The 16,749-nt window shown below is 71.9% G+C and carries 16 protein-coding genes and 1 tRNA gene; 11 read left to right on the top strand and 6 right to left on the bottom strand.

Annotated features, from left to right (window positions below):
• Positions 1–103: 103 nt before the first annotated feature.
• The 4 genes from ACFV88_RS17905 to ACFV88_RS17920 form a co-directional block, all read right to left on the bottom strand.
• Positions 104–1,336, bottom strand: a complete 1,233-nt coding sequence (locus ACFV88_RS17905; protein ID WP_385492075.1) for a DUF1116 domain-containing protein — start codon at positions 1,334–1,336, stop codon at positions 104–106.
• Positions 1,333–2,289 carry a VOC family protein gene (locus tag ACFV88_RS17910; RefSeq protein ID WP_385492078.1) on the bottom strand — a complete coding sequence of 319 codons (957 nt, stop codon included), beginning with the start codon at positions 2,287–2,289 and terminating at the stop codon, positions 1,333–1,335. The genes ACFV88_RS17905 and ACFV88_RS17910 overlap by 4 nt, the downstream gene beginning before the upstream one ends.
• A gap of 61 nt (positions 2,290–2,350) precedes the next feature.
• Complete coding sequence (locus ACFV88_RS17915) at positions 2,351–3,796, bottom strand: NAD-dependent succinate-semialdehyde dehydrogenase (RefSeq protein WP_385492081.1); 1,446 nt, start codon at positions 3,794–3,796, stop codon at positions 2,351–2,353.
• 35 nt (positions 3,797–3,831) lie between these two features.
• Entirely contained in the window at positions 3,832–4,848 is a 1,017-nt protein-coding gene (locus ACFV88_RS17920; protein WP_385492084.1) for a dihydrodipicolinate synthase family protein, read from the bottom strand.
• 354 nt (positions 4,849–5,202) lie between these two features.
• Here ACFV88_RS17920 and ACFV88_RS17925 point away from each other — a divergent pair, with 354 nt between their 5' ends.
• The 7 genes from ACFV88_RS17925 (at position 5,203) to ACFV88_RS17955 (ending at position 10,697) form a co-directional block, all read left to right on the top strand.
• Positions 5,203–6,546, top strand: coding sequence for a Rieske 2Fe-2S domain-containing protein (locus tag ACFV88_RS17925; protein WP_385492087.1), 1,344 nt, complete (start codon positions 5,203–5,205; stop codon positions 6,544–6,546).
• Entirely contained in the window at positions 6,543–7,091 is a 549-nt protein-coding gene (locus ACFV88_RS17930) for an aromatic-ring-hydroxylating dioxygenase subunit beta (RefSeq protein WP_385492089.1), read from the top strand. The genes ACFV88_RS17925 and ACFV88_RS17930 overlap by 4 nt, the downstream gene beginning before the upstream one ends.
• The gene (locus ACFV88_RS17935; protein WP_385492092.1) at positions 7,092–7,367 is read left to right on the top strand and encodes a hypothetical protein; all 276 of its coding nucleotides are present in this window, start codon (positions 7,092–7,094) and stop codon (positions 7,365–7,367) included.
• A 78-nt stretch (positions 7,368–7,445) separates the two neighbouring features.
• Positions 7,446–8,429: an ornithine cyclodeaminase family protein gene (locus ACFV88_RS17940; RefSeq protein ID WP_385492095.1), complete on the top strand. Its 984-nt coding sequence runs from the start codon at positions 7,446–7,448 to the stop codon at positions 8,427–8,429.
• The gene (locus tag ACFV88_RS17945; RefSeq protein WP_385492098.1) at positions 8,426–9,220 is read left to right on the top strand and encodes an SDR family NAD(P)-dependent oxidoreductase; all 795 of its coding nucleotides are present in this window, start codon (positions 8,426–8,428) and stop codon (positions 9,218–9,220) included. The genes ACFV88_RS17940 and ACFV88_RS17945 overlap by 4 nt, the downstream gene beginning before the upstream one ends.
• A 65-nt stretch (positions 9,221–9,285) precedes the next feature.
• Entirely contained in the window at positions 9,286–9,480 is a 195-nt protein-coding gene (locus ACFV88_RS17950) for a ferredoxin (RefSeq protein WP_385492101.1), read from the top strand.
• The gene (locus ACFV88_RS17955) at positions 9,480–10,697 is read left to right on the top strand and encodes an NAD(P)/FAD-dependent oxidoreductase (RefSeq protein WP_385492103.1); all 1,218 of its coding nucleotides are present in this window, start codon (positions 9,480–9,482) and stop codon (positions 10,695–10,697) included. The genes ACFV88_RS17950 and ACFV88_RS17955 overlap by 1 nt, the downstream gene beginning before the upstream one ends.
• A gap of 94 nt (positions 10,698–10,791) precedes the next feature.
• Here ACFV88_RS17955 and ACFV88_RS17960 read toward each other — a convergent pair whose 3' ends face one another.
• Positions 10,792–11,592 (bottom strand): IclR family transcriptional regulator, encoded by an 801-nt coding sequence (locus tag ACFV88_RS17960; RefSeq protein ID WP_385492106.1) that lies wholly within the window; start codon positions 11,590–11,592, stop codon positions 10,792–10,794.
• Between the two features lie 311 nt (positions 11,593–11,903).
• Positions 11,904–11,975, bottom strand: a tRNA-Arg gene (locus tag ACFV88_RS17965).
• A gap of 135 nt (positions 11,976–12,110) precedes the next feature.
• On the opposite strand from ACFV88_RS17965, the gene ACFV88_RS17970 reads away from it, so the two are divergent.
• The 4 genes from ACFV88_RS17970 to ACFV88_RS17985 all read left to right on the top strand — a co-directional run bounded on the left by ACFV88_RS17970 (position 12,111) and on the right by ACFV88_RS17985 (position 16,748).
• Positions 12,111–12,608, top strand: a complete 498-nt coding sequence (locus tag ACFV88_RS17970) for a response regulator (RefSeq protein WP_385492400.1) — start codon at positions 12,111–12,113, stop codon at positions 12,606–12,608.
• Positions 12,609–12,774: 166 nt separating this feature from the next.
• Complete coding sequence (gene nrtL, locus ACFV88_RS17975; RefSeq protein ID WP_385492109.1) at positions 12,775–13,836, top strand: ArgS-related anticodon-binding protein NrtL; 1,062 nt, start codon at positions 12,775–12,777, stop codon at positions 13,834–13,836.
• Between the two features lie 23 nt (positions 13,837–13,859).
• Positions 13,860–15,251, top strand: a complete 1,392-nt coding sequence (gene lysA / locus ACFV88_RS17980) for a diaminopimelate decarboxylase (RefSeq protein WP_385492112.1) — start codon at positions 13,860–13,862, stop codon at positions 15,249–15,251.
• A 195-nt stretch (positions 15,252–15,446) separates the two neighbouring features.
• A complete protein-coding gene (locus tag ACFV88_RS17985) occupies positions 15,447–16,748 on the top strand; it encodes a homoserine dehydrogenase (protein WP_385492114.1) in 1,302 nt (433 codons plus the stop codon).
• Position 16,749: the final 1 nt, after the last annotated feature.

The following is a 16,749-nucleotide window of genomic DNA, read 5'->3' on the forward strand; positions in this document are numbered from 1 at the left end:
ACGGGACCGGTCTCGGGGCGCCCCTCCCGACGGTTTCGGCGGGGGTGGAGCGGGCAGGGCCGGCCGGGACGTCCCACCGTCCGGCCCCGCCCGGGCAGCGGCTTCACCGGGAGGTCCCGGCGGACGCCGCCAGGGCGTCGCGCGCCTTCAGGAACGGTTCCAGGGGCAGTCGGGTGAGGCCGGCGCCGACCTGGCCGCGGCCCGCTTCCCGATGCGCGAAGCCGTTGTTGACGACCGGGGTGATCCCGGTCCGGCAGACCAGGTCGACGTCGATGCCGACGGGCGTACCCCGGAAGCCGTCGAAGGGGATCAGGAACCGCCCGCTGCTGCCGCGGCAGATCCGCCGCATCTCGTCGACCAGCGCGACGGCCTGCTCGTGGGAGCCCCCGATGAACGAGCTGATCGCCGGGGCCGCGGTCAGGGCGAACGCGCCGAGTCCGACCGTCTCGGTGATGAAGGAGTCGCCCATCGCCGGGCAGGCGTCCTCGACGGTGAACCCGGGGAACACCTTCGGTTCGCCCACGGGCGCGGGCGCGGTGAACCAGCCGTCCACCCCGCTCACCCGCACGCCCAGCCGGCGGCCGTTCGCGCACATCGCGGTGACCAACCCGCGGGTGTCCTCGGCCGCGTGCGCGGCGTCCCCGAGCACCTTGGCCGCCGCCATCGAGAAGGCCAGGAAGGCGTGCGGATTGCCCGAGAGGAACTCCAGGACCGCGACGGCCGTGTCCGGGTCGGGGGAGGCCCGGACGACCCCCGGTGCCAGACGGGCCACGAGGGCGGCGGTGCCGGCGACATTGCGGTTGTGGCACTCGTCCCCGCGGCGCAGGCCCTCCGCCTGGAGGGCGGTGACGTCGATCCCGCCCCCGTCCTTCAGCGCCGCGTCGAGCACGGGGACGAGCACGTCCCGCATCCACCGCAGCCGGTCCAGGACCCGTTCGTTCGTCGAGCCGAACCGCAGCGCCTCGCCGAGGCCCTCGTTGAGCGGGGCGAACGCGGTCCGGCCGTCCGCGCCCGTCACCTCGACGACGGCGGTGCCGGGGGAGACGACGCCCGCCATCGCGCCCACCGCGCCGACCGAGTGGCACGGCACCAGGGACACGCCGCCGGAGTCGAACAGTTCGCCCGCCGCGCGCAGGTCCGCGGCCTGACCTTCGAGCACGAGGGCCCCGAGCACGGCACCGCGCATCGGTCCGGGCGGTGCGTCCCCGTCCAGCGGGGGACCCGCGTGCAGGAACGTCCGGACGCCGACGGCGTCCGTCACCTCACCCGCCCACCGGACCCCCGTGGCCACGACCGTGCCCGCGGTGAGCGCGCTCCATCCGTCGCCGTTGCTCATGCGCGCGGCGGCGTCCACAGGACGGGGTCGCTGGCCGGTGTCATCTTCGCGAGGATCAGTTCGTCGAAGGCGTTGGCCGTTCCCCACTGGTCCTGCTCCTCGGGCATGGTGCCCCAGACCTTGGGCGTCCAGCCGTGCTCCTCGTCGATCTGGATCAGTTCGGTGGTGTACTCCATGACGAAGCCGCTCGACGGCTCCTGGAAGTACGAGTACGTGTTGTCCCCGGCGCCGTGCCGCCCGGGACCCCACAGCGGCTGGACGCCGGCGCGCATGATCCGGCCCGTTCCGCGCATGAACTCGTCGATGCCGTTGAGCTCGAAGGACACGTGGTTCAGGCTCGTGTGCTTCGACTTGGCGAAGGCGATGATGTGGTGCCAGCTCCCCGTGCGCATGAAGCAGAAGAAGTCCTGGAGCCAGTCGGAGATCTTGAACCCCAGCACCTCGCCGTACCAGGCGACGGTCCGGTTCACGTCGGTGGTGTTGAACACCACGTGACTGATGAACTTCGGCCGCGACTCACCGCGTTCGACCGGCCGGTGGGCGCGCTGCTCGACCTCGGTCGCCAGTTCCAGGGCGCGGCCGTCGCAGTCGAAGAAGGCGCAGGAGTAGCCGCCCCCCAGCTCCGGCCGGTCGCCTGGCTCGCGGATGATCTGCGCGCCGCTGCGGGCGACCCGCTCGAACAGGGCGTCCACCCCGGCCCGGTCGCGGACGTCGAACGTGGTCAGCTCGATCCCGGCGACGTCGTTCTGGCGCAGTTTGACGATGTAGTTGCTGGGACACCCGGACCCGAACCAGCTCCGGCCCCGTTCCTCCTCGACCAGGTCGAGCTGCCAGAGGTCCCGGTAGAAGCCCCGTGCCACGGGCAGGTCCGCCACGGCGATCGCGACGGACCGCACGCTCGTGATCGGATGCGGCCCGGAGGGCGAGGCGTGGGCGGAGGGGGAGATGGACATGCGACTCTCGCTTTCTGGCCGAGGGCTCGGCCGTCGTCGCCCGGCAGGGCGGTGGCCACGCTCACCACGCAGTGGCGATGTACTTCGACTCCATGAATTCGAGCATTCCTTCGAAACCGCCCTCGCGGCCGAGGCCGCTCTCCTTGACCCCGCCGAACGGTGCCGCGGGATCGGAGAGGAGTCCCCGGTTGACGGCGACCATGCCGGCCTCCAGTCGGTCGGCGATCCGCAGCCCCCGGCGCAGGTCCGCGGTGTAGACGTACGCCGCGAGGCCGAGACGGGTGTCGTTGGCGGCCCGCACGACCTCGTCGTCGGTGTCGAAGGCGATGAGGCTCGCGACCGGGCCGAAGACCTCCTCGCGCACGATGTCCGCCCCGGGCGGGACGTCGACGAGGACGGTCGGCGCGTAGAAGGCCCCTTCCCCCGGTGGCCGTGCGCCGCCCGTGAGGATCCGGGCCCCGGCGGCCACCGCGGACTCCACCAGGGCGGCGACCTTGGTCACGGCACGCTCGTTGATCAGGGGCCCGCATTCGCTCGCCGGGTCGGTTCCCGGGCCGACGGTCAGCGCCGCGAACCGGTCCGCGAGGCGGCGGGAGACCGTCCCGATGAGGGAGCGGTGGACGTAGATGCGGTTGGCGGCGGTGCACGCCTGGCCGCCGTTGCGCATCTTCGCGATCATCAGGCCCTCGATCACCTCGTCCGCGTCGGCGTCGTCGAGCACGATGAAGGGGGCGTTCCCGCCCAGTTCCATGCTGGACTTGAGCACCGTGTCGGCCGCTTCGTGCAGCAGGACGCGTCCCACCTCGGTGGAGCCGGTGAACGACAGGGCCCGCACCCGCGGGTCGTGCAGCATCGCGCTCACCACCTCGCCGGAGCGGCGGGTGGTGACCACGTTGATCACCCCGTCGGGGACCCCGGCCTCCGTGCACAGCCGGGCGATCAGATAGGCGGTCAGCGGGGTCTCGGTAGCAGGCTTGAGGACGACCGGGCAGCCGGCGGCCAGCGCCGGAGCGATCTTCCGGGTGGCCATGGCGGCGGGGAAGTTCCACGGGGTGACCAGCACGGCGACGCCGATGGGCTCGTAGGTCACCACGATCCGGTTGGCGCCGCCGGGCGAGACGCCGAGCTGGCCGACGGCCCGGACCGCCTCCTCGGCGTACCAGCGGAAGAACTCCGCGGCGTAGGTGACCTCGCCCCGGGCGTCGGCGAGGGTCTTGCCGTTCTCCGCCGAGATGAGCCGGGCGATCTCGTCGGTGCGCTCGGTCATCAGTTCCCAGCAGCGCCGCAGGACCTCGGCCCGGTGCCGGGGGCTGGTCGCACGCCAGGAGTCGAACGCCTCGGCGGCGGCCCGGACCGCGGCCAGGCCGTCCTCGGCGCTGCCGTCCGGCACGCGGCCGAGCAGCTTCCCCGAGGACGGGTCGCGGACGTCGATGGTGTCGCGCGGGCGGCCGGGCGGCGCCGCGCCGATGATGAGATCGGAGAACAGCGGTTCGGTGGACGTCGTCATCGAAGGTCCTTCGCTCTGCGGGCGGGGAGGCGGCATCAGGCCGGGTTGCGGCCGAGGAAGAACTCGTGGTCCGGGGAGTCGGTGACGTCCAGACCGCCGGCCACGGCGGCGGCGCGCAGCTGCGCCATCTGGCCGTCGTTGATGCGGGACAGCGGTGCGCGCATGGGGCCGCCGTTGAACCCGTTGAGCCATCCCTGGTACTTCCACAGGTAGCGGTGGACCATCGCAGTGCCCGCCACGGCCTGGCCGACCACCGCGGAGTCGGCTTCCCGCACCGGGTGGATCCGCCAGTAGATCTCCATCGCCTCGTCGAACTTGCCCGCGCGCAGCAGGTCGAAGTAACGCGCCACCCAGGGGCCGTACGCCTCGTAGTTCGAGGTGCCCATCCACTGCATCCCGTACATCGAGTGCCAGGCCGGGGAGTTGGATTCGATCGGGTCCATGACGATGACCTGGTCGCGGTACTTGTGGAAGATCTCCGCGATGCCGCCGACCCCGGGGCCGCCGACCTCGCTCTTCACCGCGACGACGTTGGGGATCTCGTCGATCATCCGGCCGATCAGCTGCGGCGAGAAGTGGCTCGGGTGCAGCCGGCGGAAGTTCCACAGGTGCATCGCGAAGACGATGACCCCGAGGTTGGTGCTGTCGGCGACGGCCTTGGTGTAGTCGAAGACCTCCTGCTCGCTCTGCGGATAGAAGGTGAGCGGGTAGGAGAGGAGAACGAAGGTCGCCCCGCGCTTCTCCGACTCCTGGACCAGGCGGATGTTGTCCTGGAGGGTCGGCAGCGCGGCGTGGACGACGGTCTGGAGGCCGTCCCCGGCCTCGTCGACGGCGATCTCGGTGACGCGGATCAGTTCCTCGAAGGTGGTGCCGCACTCCGCGACGATCAGCGCGGAGGACATCCCGAGTTCCTTCTCCAGGGCGATGTCGTGGCGGACGGCGCGTTCGTTGATCTCGGTCAGATCGCTGGTGAACGTCGGCATCAGGCATCCGCAGATGCCCTTCATGTTCTCCCAGGCCCAGGCGCGGGCTTCCAGACGCGAGTAGCTCATGGACGGATCTCCGTTCGACGGGATGGACGTCGATCACGACGGACCGACGCGGGTCGGGACGCGGCGGGCAGCGGGCCTCGGCGCGTCAGAAGCGGACCGAACGTCTGATATCCAGATAGTGGATGACGTGACCGCTTAGTGGATAGTGGCGGAGGCTAGCAATCCCGTCCGGGTCGGTCAATGGGTCGCGCACGCCCTTCTCGAAGGTGACGGCGGGCGGGGCGAGTCGGACGTTTTTCGATGCTTCCGGGGGCATTGACACCCGGTTTTCCCGGTTGTAGCTTCACCGCACCCACTTAGTGGACATGATGTCCACTGTGCGGATATTGCCTGCTCGGAGACAGGAGTCTGCGGATGAACGAGGCAGGAAAGACCGAAACCCGTGTGAGCCGACAGTCGTACTGGGGCGACGACGCGTTCCACCTGGAGATGGAGCGGATCTTCCGGCGATGTTGGCTCTTCGTCGCCCACGAGAGCGAGATCGCCCGCCCCGGCGACTACGTCACCAGGAACCTGGGCGGTGAGGACGTCATCGTGACCCGCGACGAGCGCGGGGAGATCCGGGCGTTCCTCAACTCGTGCACCCACCGGGGCACCCAGCTGTGCCGGGCCGACCTCGGCAACTCCTCGCACTTCCGGTGCAGTTACCACGGCTGGACCTTCGCCAACTCCGGTGACCTCAAGGGCGTCCCGGAACGCAAACAGGTCTTCGACGCGTCCTTCGACAAGTCCGCGTTCGGCCTGGTGCGCGTCCCCCACGTGGACACCTTCCACGGCCTGGTGTTCGCCAGCTGGAACCCGGACGCCCCGCCCCTGGCCGAAGAGCTGGGCCCCGCCGCCTGGTACCTGCGCGGGGTCCTCGACAAGGGCGGGGACCTGGTCGCGGCGGGCCCGCCCGCCCGCGCCCGCGTCCGTACCAACTGGAAGCTCGGATCGGAGAACTTCGCCGGCGACGGCTACCACCTGGCGACCACCCACCAGAGCCCGATCGAGCTGGGCACCTACCTCAACACCGACGCGTTCCCCCAGCTCGAAGGGGTGTCGATGGCCGACATGCGCGGACGGTGCATCGTCGCCGGCAACGGCCACACCTTCCGCGTGCAGCACTACGACCTGCCCGGGACGGAGCCGGTCTTCCTCGGCTACCCGTCCGAGAAGTGGCAGACGATGGCCGAGGGCCTGGACGCCGGACAGGTCGACCTGATGTCACGGCTCTCGGTGCTCCACGGGAACGTCTTCCCCAACCTGTCGCTCATCGACGCCGCCGCCCTCACCTCGGGCGACGACACCCCGGCCGTGTCCTACGTGCAGTTCCGCGTGTGGCGGCCCCTCGACAGCATGCACTGCGAGCTGATGCTCTGGGCGCTCGTCCCGCAGTGGTACGACGAACAGCAGCGCACCCATTCCCTGCGGGCGAACCTGCGCATGGTCGGCCTGGCGGGCATCTTCGACACGGACGACCTCCAGAACTGGACCAGCGTCGCGGACATGAGCCGGGGCGCCGTGTCACAGACCGAGGACTTCGTCTACGAGGGCGGCCTCGCAGCACCCAAGGACACCGAGAAGTCCTGGCCCGGCGACGTCTACGACATCGACCACTCCGAGACCAACCAGCGCGAGCTGTACCGCCGCTGGGCGGAGCTGATGAACGACACCTCGTTCGCCTCCACCGGGGCGGGACGGAGGACGGCCCGATGAACGCACTCGCCCGGCACCTCCCGCACGGCCGGACGCCCGACCCCGGGACCTCGGACGCGCTGCGCCACTTCTTCGACGTCGAGGCCCGGCTGCTGGACGCGTACGCCTACCCCCAGTGGCTGCCGCTGCTGGAGGAGGAGTTCGTCTACCGCGTCCCCGTCACGGTCACCCGCGACGATCCCGCCCTGCCGCCGAACGTCCCCGGGGCCTACCTGGTCGACGAGTCGCGGGAGTCACTGGCGTCCCTGTGGGCCCGCCGCTTCGAACCGGAGCACATCGACTTCGCCTGGGGCGAGGTCCCGCTCCACCGCATCCGGCGGTTCGTCACCAACGTGGTGGCGGAACCCGGCGAGCGGGACGGCGAGTTCCTCGTCACCAGCAACGTGCTGATCAGCGTCACGCACCAGTCGCACCCCGCCGTCCTCGCCCCCGCGGGCCGCTGTGACGTGGTGCGCCGTCGCCCCGACGGTTGGGGGCTGGTGAGCCGCACCGTCGTCCTGGACGAGAGCGTCGTCCGGCTGCCGCACCTGCGGATGGTGATCTGAATGACCCCGCAGGTCCCCGGGGCCGGCGGCCTCCCGGGCGACGCGGAGGACGTCGTCGAGACGGAGTTCACGGTGGTCAACGAGTTCACGGCCGTACGCATCAGCAAGGTGCGGACCCGCAACGGCCACCGGGTCGAGATCCGGTCGCTGCGACTGGGCTTCCACGTCCGGCTCGACCCGCTCGCCCTCGAAAGCCTCAGCTGGCAGTCACCCGACGTGTTCTCCCAGTTCCTCGACCAGCCCTTCGGGCCCGCGGCCGGCCCCGCCCCCCGGTGACCCGCCCCCGGCGCGCCCGCCCGCCCCGGCGCGCCGCCCCGACCGCTCCCACCACCGCTACCGAGAAGGACACCCAGGATGCTCCTCCTGACTGACGACGAGGTCCGGAACTGTCTGCGGATGGACCGGCTCGTCGACGCACTGCGCGACGGCTACCGCATCGAAGCCGCAGGCTCCGTACAACTCCCCGACCGCGTCAACCTCGCCGCCGGGCCCGGCTTCTTCCGCCTCATGCCGGCCGTCGTCGGCGGCGCCGGGCTCATGGGCTTCAAGGTCTTCAACCAAGTCAGCGCCGGCGGCGTCCAGTACCTGATCGGCCTGTACGACGAGCGCTCGGGCGAACTGCTGGCCCAACTCGACGGAGCCTTCCTGACCGCGGCCCGGACCGGCGCGGCGACCGGCGTGGCAGCGGGCCTGCTCGGTCCGCGCGGCCCGGTCGAGGTCGGACTGATCGGCTCCGGACTGGAGGCGGAGACCAACCTCGCTGGCACCTGTGCGGCCCTCGACGTCACCGCCGTGTCGGTGTTCAGCCCGAACGCCGAACGCCGGAAGCGATTCGCCGAACGGATGGCCGAGCAGTTGGGGATCCCCGTCGTCCCGGTGGACAGTGCCGAACGGGCGGCCGCGGCTCCGGTGGTGGTCGTGGCGACCAACACCGGCATGGGTACCGGGCGGGTGGCCCTGCGCGGACAGTGGCTCGGCCCCGGCGCGACCGTGCTGTCGATCGGCTCCACCATGCCGGAGCTGCGGGAACTCGACGTCGACGTGATCGACCGCGCCGGCCTCGTCGTCAGCGACGCACCCGCGCAGGCGCGCGGGGAGTCCGGTGACCTGATCGCCGCCGACGAAGCCGGGGTCCTGGACGGCAAGCTGAGGTCGCTCGCCGAACTCACCGCGGACGGGGCGCACCGGGCGGACCCGGCGGACATCGCGGTCTACAAGTCCGTCGGCACCGCGCTCCAGGACCTCGTCGCGGCCCGCCTGGTGTACGAGCACGCCCGCACCGCCGGCACCGGCCTCGAAGTCGACCTGCTGCGGGTCAAGAAGCCGGCCGGCTCATGAGCGCCCCCGCCGCCGGCCGGCGCGCGGCCCTGGTCACCGGAGCCGCCAGCGGGATCGGCGCCGCGACCGCCCGAGCCCTCGGCCGGGCCGGGTACGCCGTCGCGGCCTGCGACCTGTCCGGCCCCGGCGCGCACCAGACCGCCGACGACATCCGCTCCACCGGCGGGACGGCCATGGCCTACCGCACGGACGTCACGGACGGGTCCGCGGTCGCCGACGCGGTGCGCGCCGCCGAACACGACCTGGGGCCGCTGGACGTCGTCGTGCACGCGGCCGGCATCTTCGACCAGAACCAGCCCTTCACCGAACTACCCGACGAAACATGGGAGTTGGTGCTCCGCGTGAACGTCCGGGGCACGGCCAACGTACTGCGGGCCGTGCTGCCCGCCCTGACCGGTCGGGGTCGCGGCAGCATCATCACCGTGGCCTCGTCGGCGGGACTCGTTCCCCGGGGCGGCGGAGCCGCCTACATCGCCTCCAAGCACGCGGTGGTGGGCCTGACCCTGAAGGTGGCCGCCGAGGTCGCGGCCCAGGGCGTCCGTGTCAACGCGGTCGCCCCCGGCTGGATCCCGACCCGGCTCTTCGAGACCAGCGCGACCGCCCTGCGCGCCGGGTCGGCCCGGCCCGGCGCGGTCCCGGACGAACCGGCCCCCGTCGGCGGCACGATCCCGATGCGGCGCCCCGGCACGGTCGACGAGGTCGCGGACGGGATCGTCTTCCTCGCCGACGAGCGCTCCCGCTACATCACCGGCGCCGTCCTGCCGATCGACGGCGGCTATCTCGTCGCCTGACGAGGCCGTGCCCCCTCCCGAAACCGCCGGCGTCCCGGCACCATCCACGATCCAGAGGTACTGCCATGAAAGTGACCGCCCATCTCACCAAGTGCCGTGGGTACGGCAGTTGCATGCTCGAAGCCCCGACCGTGTTCGATCTGGACGAGGACGACAACCGGGTCGTCGTGCTCGACGAGGAACCGCCGGAGGAACTGCGCGCCAGGACCGAACGTGCGGTGCGCTCCTGCCCGGCCCGTGCGCTCCAGGTGACCGGCTGATGTCCCGTACCGAGCACGTGACGATCGTCGGTGCCTCCCTGGGCGGGATGTCGCTCGCCCAGGAACTGCGCCGGCTCGGCTACGACGGACGGGTCACCCTGATCGGGGCGGAGCGCACCCGCGCCCACTACGACCGCACCCAACTGTCCAAGGACCTGCTGACCGGCCGCGCCGAACCCGAGTCCCTCTACCTGGCGACCGAGGACGAGATCGCCGGACTCGCGCTCGACCTGCGCACGGGCCGCCGTGCCACCGGGCTGCGCACGGGCGAGGGGAGCGCGACCGTCACCGTCGACGACGGATCGTCCCTGGCCGCGGACGTCGTCGTGATCGCCACGGGTTCCGCCGCCCGCCGGCCCCGCTTCCCGTCCGACCTGCAGGGGGTCCACTGCCTGCGCAGCCTCGGGGACGGCCTCGCGCTGCGCGCCGCGCTGGCCGACGCGAAGGACGTGGTCGTCCTGGGGGCGGGCTTCATCGGCTGCGAGGTCGCCGCCGCCGCACGGGAACTCGGCCGCAAGGTGACGGTGGTCGACGTCCAGCCCGTGCCGATGCACGCCGTGCTGGGACGCGTGGTCGGCGACCACTTCACCCGACTGCACCGGGCCCGGGGCACCGTCTTCGCACTCGGGACCGGCGTCGACGGGCTGGTCGGGGACGACCAGGTCCGGGGGGTGCGGCTGACCGACGGCCGGGTCCTGAACGCGGACCTGGTGGTCGTCGGGTTCGGCGGCGTCCCCGAGACGGGGTGGCTGGAGGGCTCGGGCGTCGCGGTGGACCACGGTGTGCTGTGCGACGACGCCGGCCGGACCGACGTTCCCGGTGTGTTCGCCCTCGGGGACGCGGCCCGCTGGTACTCCCCCCGCCACGGCGGCCCCGTACGGTCCGAACACTGGAACCACGTCGGCCTCCAGGCGACCGTGGTCGCCGAGAACATCGTCGCCGGCGCGGTGAGCAACGGGTCCGCCGCGGCGGCCCGGCTCGACGAGCTGCCTTCCTTCTGGACCGACCAGTTCGGCACCCGGATGCAACTGGTGGGGGCGCCCGCCCCGGACGACCGGGTCCACGTCCTCGCCGGCGAACCGGGGGAGTCCGGTCTGGTCGCCGTGTACACCAGGGACGGACGGATCACCGCCGCCGTGGCCGTGGACGCGCCGCGGGCCCTGGTCCGCCATCGCGCACAGGTGGCCGCGAACGCCCCGTGGCCGCCCGCCCCCTGACCGACGACGGACACGAACACCGCGGCCGACCGCAGACGCCCGGAGGGTGACGTGCCCTCCGGGCGCACGGGCGTCGCGGTGCTCGCCCGCCCCGCTACCGGGATGCGATCTTGCCCCGCCACCCGAGCAGTTGGGACAGCGAGGCGGCCAGACCGAGCACGACGTCACGAACCTCCGCGGGCGCGGGTCCGTCCGTGCGTGCGGTGATGAGGGACGCCGACCCCACGACGACCCCTGCGGCGTTGCGCACCGGAGCGGCGGTCGCCGTCGTCGCCGCGGCGATGTCCGGATCGGTGGTCACCACTGCGGCACTCCGCACCTCTTCGAGCACCCCGAGCAGTTCGGCCGCGTCGGTGATGGCCGTCTCGTCCTCGACGGACGTGAAGTGGTCCACGTAGGCGGCGCAGAAGTCGTCCGGCGCGAAGGCCAGGAGGACCAGTCCGCGCGCACCGATGTGCAGCGGGTACGGGCGGTAGGTGTTCGCGTACGAGAGGCCGGGAATCGGAACCCGCGGCTCGACGCTCGCGATCGCGATCGAGGCGTACGCTTCCCGTTCGGCGATCTGGACGAAGCCGCCCACGCGGTCGGCCGCGGTCCGCATCAGGGGCTCACCCGTGTGGAAGAGCGGATGTTCGTTCAGGTACGACGACCCGATCGCGAACAGTCGCCGACCCACGTAGTGCAACCCGGTCGCCTCGTCGCGGTGCACGAATCCGTGCTCACGGAGGTACACGAGGGTGCGGTGCGCGGTCGCCCACTTCGAGGAGGTGCGTTCGGCGAGCTCCGAGGCCCGCATCGGCTTCTCGGCGAGGTACTCCAGCATCTGCATGGCCCGGTGCATGCTCTGCATCGAGCTGGACGTGGAACCGCGAGCCGAGTCCCCACTTTCGAACATCGCCAGAATCTACCACGGGCGCCCGCCCCACTGATCATCGGAGCCGGGCCGGAACTCCCGGTGGGGGCTGGGGCGCAAGTGCACACGGGCGATCGACTTGCCGTGCCGACGGGGAGTACGCAACGGCACCCTGCGCGAAGATCGCCAAGGCGTTGGAGGAGGAAGGCGACACGGCCGGGTGAGTGTGTCGGAGGTGTGTCGCGAACAGTGAGAGACAGTGAGAAAGGGCGGGAGTCAGTGAGACTGACTCCCGCCCTTTTTCGTCGGCATTCGCGCTGGTCAGCGATAAACGATGCTGACCGACTGGCGAGTGCCCCCGGCAGGATTCGAACCTGCGCACACGGCTCCGGAGGCCGTTGCTCTATCCCCTGAGCTACGGGGGCGATGTCGCTTGCCGTAGTGGCGGCGACGGGTAGAACCCTACCAGCTCAGGCCGGGTGGTCCTGAACGGGTTTCGGTGCCCCGGCAGGGGTCGCGGAGGGCCCGTGGACGGGATCGTGTACCCCGGTGGGGTGGAAGTGGGGAAAAGCCGGACGCGACCGTCGTCGCCGACCTACTCTCGACATGTGCCAGGCGCCTCGGGCCGGGTGCTTGTTGTGGACGACAACAAGGTCATCCGGCAGCTGATCAGGGTCAATCTCGAACTGGAGGGGTTCGAGGTCGTGACCGCGGCTGATGGTGCCGAATGCCTGGACATCGTGCACGAGGTGCGCCCCGACGTGATCACCCTGGACGTGGTGATGCCCCGTCTCGACGGCTTGCGGACCGCGGCCAGGTTGCGGGCGGACCCCCGTACCGCGCAGCTCCCGCTCATGATCGTCAGCGCCTGCACCCCGCACGAGGTGGAGAGCGGCCTCGACGCGGGGGTCGACGCCTTCCTCTCCAAACCGTTCGAGCCCGGCGAGCTCGTCGGCATCGTCCGGAGCCTGCTCGGCCGGGACCACGGACCCGCGCCGGAGCGGGACGCCGAACCCGAGGAGCCCGAACCCGCCCCCGTCGGCGGAGAACACGAGTAACGACCCGGCGCGGGCACGCCACGGCGGGCCATCCACACCCCGCGACCGTCCGGGGCCCGCACCCGATGGCCCCACGGCCACCTTGCGTCACGCACCCCACGACCGTGCCGTCCCACACCCCGAAACCCCTGAGCGTGCGCGCGTCCACCTCCCCTACCCTGGTCGCGTGACCCCCGTCGAGCTGTCCCGAACCGTGCTGCACGCCGTGCGGTGCGCCGTGGACGCCGGGGAACTGGCCGTCGACGGGGAGGCGCTGCCCGGGCGGGTCGTGGTCGAACCGTCCCGGCCCGGCGGCAGCGGCGACTACGCCACGAACGTCGCCCTCCAACTCGCCCGGCCGGCCGGCCGCCCCGCGCCCCAGGTCGCCGAGGTCATCCGCCGACGCCTGCTGGACGAACACGGCGTCGCCCGGGTCGAGATCACCGGGCCGGGGTTCCTGAACCTCACCCTCGACCGCACCGCGCACGGCGACGGTGACCGCGACCTCGTCGCCCGCGTCCTGGCCGAGGGCGAGCGCTACGGACACGTCGAGCCACGGAGCGGCACCCCCCGTACCCCCCGCACTCCCGGCGCCCCCACCGAGCCGGCCGTCGAGCTCGCCGTCCCGGACGAGCTCCGGGCCCGCATCGTCGCCGAGACGGTGGAACGGCTCCTCGCCAGTCAGGGCGTCCGAACCGTCCGCGCGACCACGGGCACCGTGCTGCGCCCCGTGCCCGCCCACGGGGTCCGGGAGCCCGCGGCCGGGGACCTGCCCGCCGTCGCCGCCCTGCGGTGGGCCTTGCTGCACCCCGCCCCGCACGATGTGCCGAGGGACCCCGCCGACCACCTGTCGCGCCGCGAGGGCAATCCGCTGTTCCGGGTCCAGTACGCCCACGCCCGTACGCACGCCCTGCGGCGCAACGCCCGTGACCTGGGGTTCTCCGCCGAACCGGGGGAGTGGGCCAGCGCGGACGCTCCTGCCGCGCGGGCGCTGAGCGACTCGCTGGCGTCCTACCCACGTGTCCTCACCGCCGCCGCCGGACACCGCTCGCCCGATCGCCTCGCACGGCACCTCGTGGACCTCGCCGACGGCTTCCTGCGGTTCCAGGCCGAGTGCCCGGTGCTGCCCGTCGGGGACGAGAAACCCTCGGCCGCCCACCGGGCCCGGCTCGCGCTCGCCGAAGCCGCCGGGACGGTGCTCGCCGGTGGCCTCACCCTGCTCGGCATCGATGCACCCGAACACCTCTGAGATCTGAGAGAAGCCACGCAGACATGAGCCGTTCCGCCCACCCCGCCGGGCCCCGTCACGCCGACGTCCTCCCCGAGGGCCACTACGCCGCCCCGCCCACTGACCTGAACGCCGTCGACGGCAAGGTGTGGGCCCGTACCGTCGAGCGGGACGCGGACGGGGTGCTGACCGTCGGCGGGCTCCCGGTCACCCGGCTGGCCGAGGAGTTCGGGACCCCCGCCTACGTGCTGGACGAGAGCGACTTCCGGGCCCGTGCGCGGGCCTGGCGGGACGCCTTCGGCGCCGACGCCGACGTGTTCTACGCGGGCAAGGCGTTCCTGTCCCGGGCCGTCGTGCGCTGGCTCCACGAGGAGGGGCTGAACCTCGACGTGTGTTCGGGCGGCGAGCTCGCCACCGCCCTGTCCGCGGGGATGCCCGCCGAGCGCATCGCCTTCCACGGCAACAACAAGTCGGTCGAGGAGATCGAACGGGCGATCACCGCCGGGGTGGGCCGGATCGTCCTCGACTCCTTCGCGGAGATCGTGCGGGTCGCGCACACCGCCGACCGGCTCGGGGTGCGCCAGCGGGTGCAGATCCGGGTCACCGTCGGGGTCGAGGCCCACACCCACGAGTTCATCGCCACCGCCCACGAGGACCAGAAGTTCGGCATCGCGCTGGCCGGCGGTCAGGCCGCCGAGGCCGTGCGACGGGTGCTCAAGCTCGACGGGCTCGAACTCGTCGGCATCCACTCGCACATCGGATCGCAGATCTTCGACATGGCCGGCTTCGAGGTCGCGGCCCGCCGGGTGGTCCAACTGCTCGCCGCGGTGCGCGACGAGCACGGCGTCGAACTGCCCGAGATCGACCTCGGCGGCGGGCTCGGCATCGCGTACACGTCCGCCGACGACCCCCGCGAGCCGCACGAGATCGCCGGGGCGCTGCGCGAGATCGTCGGCCGCGAGTGCGAGGCGGCCGCGCTGCGCACGCCCAGGATCTCCGTCGAGCCGGGCCGTGCGATCGCCGGCCCCACGGCGTTCACCCTGTACGAGGTCGGCACGATCAAGCCGCTCGACGGGCTGCGCACCTACGTCTCCGTGGACGGCGGCATGTCGGACAACATCCGCACCGCGCTGTACGACGCCGAGTACAGCGTGTCGCTGGTGTCCCGGACGTCCGACGCCGAACCGATGCTGTCGCGGGTCGTCGGCAAGCACTGCGAGAGCGGCGACATCGTCGTGCGGGACGCGTTCCTGCCCGCCGACCTCGCGCCCGGCGACCTCATCGCCGTGCCGGCCACCGGCGCCTACTGCCGGTCCATGGCCAGCAACTACAACCACGTGCTCCGCCCGCCGGTCGTCGCCGTCGCGGACGGTGCGGCGCGGGTGATCGTCCGCCGGGAGACGGAGGAGGACCTGCTGCGGCTCGACGTCGGCTGACGGGCCGCGCCCGGAGTCCGGTGGTGCGTGACGTCGGTCACCACCGGCGGGGTGCGGTGCCCCGGACGCCGAAAGATCTGCGTCCGGGGTGCCGCGTCCCGTGAAATTGATGTCTCATGATACGGACAACGGGCAGAAACTCCCGTCCGGTGAGTGAGACTGGACCAACCGTAGAAGTACGAGAAGCGAGGTCGGATGATGCGTACGCGTCCGCTGAAGGTGGCGCTGCTGGGCTGTGGGGTAGTCGGCTCAGAGGTGGCGCGCATCATGACGACGCACGCCGACGACCTCGCGGCCCGGATCGGCGCTCCCGTGGAGCTCGCCGGTGTCGCCGTCCGTCGGCCCTCCAAGGTCCGTGCCGGGATCGATCCCGCGCTGGTCACCACCGATGCCACCGCCCTGGTCAAACGCGGTGACATCGACGTCGCCATCGAGGTCATCGGCGGCATCGAGCCCGCCCGCACGCTGATCCTGAACGCCTTCGAGCACGGTGCGTCCGTGGTCTCCGCGAACAAGGCGCTGCTCGCCCAGGACGGCGCCGCCCTGCACGCCGCCGCCGAGAAGCACGGCCGTGACCTCTACTACGAGGCTGCCGTCGCCGGGGCGATCCCGCTGATCCGGCCGCTGCGCGAGTCGCTCGCCGGCGACAAGGTCAACCGGGTGCTCGGCATCGTCAACGGCACCACCAACTTCATCCTCGACAAGATGGACTCCACCGGCGCCGGCTACCAGGAGGCCCTCGACGAGGCCACCGCGCTCGGCTACGCGGAGGCCGACCCGACCGCCGACGTCGAGGGCTTCGACGCCGCGGCCAAGGCCGCCATCCTCGCCGGGATCGCCTTCCACACCCGGGTCCGCCTCGACGACGTGTACCGCGAGGGCATGACCGAGGTGACCGCCGCCGACTTCGCGTCCGCCACCCAGATGGGCTGCACCATCAAGCTGCTCGCCATCTGCGAGCGCGCCGCCGACGGGGGTTCCGTCACCGCGCGGGTGCACCCCGCGATGATCCCGCTCAGCCATCCGCTGGCCTCCGTGCGCGGCGCGTACAACGCGGTCTTCGTGGAGTCCGAAGCCGCCGGCCAGCTGATGTTCTACGGTCCCGGTGCGGGTGGCGCGCCCACCGCGTCGGCCGTGCTCGGCGACCTCGTCGCCGTCTGCCGCAACAAGCTCGGCGAGGCCACCGGCCCCGGCGAGTCCGCGTACACGCGCCTTCCCGTCAGCCCGATGGGAGACGTCGTCACGCGGTACCACATCAGCCTCGACGTGGCCGACAAGCCGGGCGTCCTCGCCCAGGTCGCGACGGTCTTCGCCGAGCACGGCGTGTCCATCGACACCGTCCGTCAGCACGGACGGCCCGACGGGGACGGGGACGCCTCCCTCGTCGTCGTCACCCATCGCGCGCCCGACGCCGCCCTCAGCGGCACCGTCGAGGTGCTGCGTCGACTCGACACCGTGCGGGGTGTCGCCAGCATCATGCGGGTTGAAGGAGAGTAAG

It is taken from the genome of Streptomyces sp. NPDC059816 (genome assembly GCF_042732055.1).
Classification (GTDB): Bacteria; Actinomycetota; Actinomycetes; order Streptomycetales; family Streptomycetaceae; genus Streptomyces.

What these genes read in the sequence shown, in the direction of transcription:
- ACFV88_RS17935 (WP_385492092.1), top strand. Translation starts at nt 7,092, where the DNA reads ATGACCCCGCAGGTCCCCGGGGCCGGCGGCCTCCCGGGCGACGCGGAG.
- ACFV88_RS17955 (WP_385492103.1), top strand. Translation starts at nt 9,480, where the DNA reads ATGTCCCGTACCGAGCACGTGACGATCGTCGGTGCCTCCCTGGGCGGG.
- ACFV88_RS17945 (WP_385492098.1), top strand. Translation starts at nt 8,426, where the DNA reads ATGAGCGCCCCCGCCGCCGGCCGGCGCGCGGCCCTGGTCACCGGAGCC.
- ACFV88_RS17915 (WP_385492081.1), bottom strand. Translation starts at nt 3,796, where the DNA reads ATGACGACGTCCACCGAACCGCTGTTCTCCGATCTCATCATCGGCGCG.
- ACFV88_RS17930 (WP_385492089.1), top strand. Translation starts at nt 6,543, where the DNA reads ATGAACGCACTCGCCCGGCACCTCCCGCACGGCCGGACGCCCGACCCC.
- ACFV88_RS17940 (WP_385492095.1), top strand. Translation starts at nt 7,446, where the DNA reads ATGCTCCTCCTGACTGACGACGAGGTCCGGAACTGTCTGCGGATGGAC.
- ACFV88_RS17905 (WP_385492075.1), bottom strand. Translation starts at nt 1,336, where the DNA reads ATGAGCAACGGCGACGGATGGAGCGCGCTCACCGCGGGCACGGTCGTG.
- ACFV88_RS17960 (WP_385492106.1), bottom strand. Translation starts at nt 11,592, where the DNA reads ATGTTCGAAAGTGGGGACTCGGCTCGCGGTTCCACGTCCAGCTCGATG.
- ACFV88_RS17985 (WP_385492114.1), top strand. Translation starts at nt 15,447, where the DNA reads ATGATGCGTACGCGTCCGCTGAAGGTGGCGCTGCTGGGCTGTGGGGTA.
- ACFV88_RS17925 (WP_385492087.1), top strand. Translation starts at nt 5,203, where the DNA reads ATGAACGAGGCAGGAAAGACCGAAACCCGTGTGAGCCGACAGTCGTAC.
- ACFV88_RS17910 (WP_385492078.1), bottom strand. Translation starts at nt 2,289, where the DNA reads ATGTCCATCTCCCCCTCCGCCCACGCCTCGCCCTCCGGGCCGCATCCG.
- lysA (WP_385492112.1), top strand. Translation starts at nt 13,860, where the DNA reads ATGAGCCGTTCCGCCCACCCCGCCGGGCCCCGTCACGCCGACGTCCTC.
- ACFV88_RS17950 (WP_385492101.1), top strand. Translation starts at nt 9,286, where the DNA reads ATGAAAGTGACCGCCCATCTCACCAAGTGCCGTGGGTACGGCAGTTGC.
- ACFV88_RS17920 (WP_385492084.1), bottom strand. Translation starts at nt 4,848, where the DNA reads ATGAGCTACTCGCGTCTGGAAGCCCGCGCCTGGGCCTGGGAGAACATG.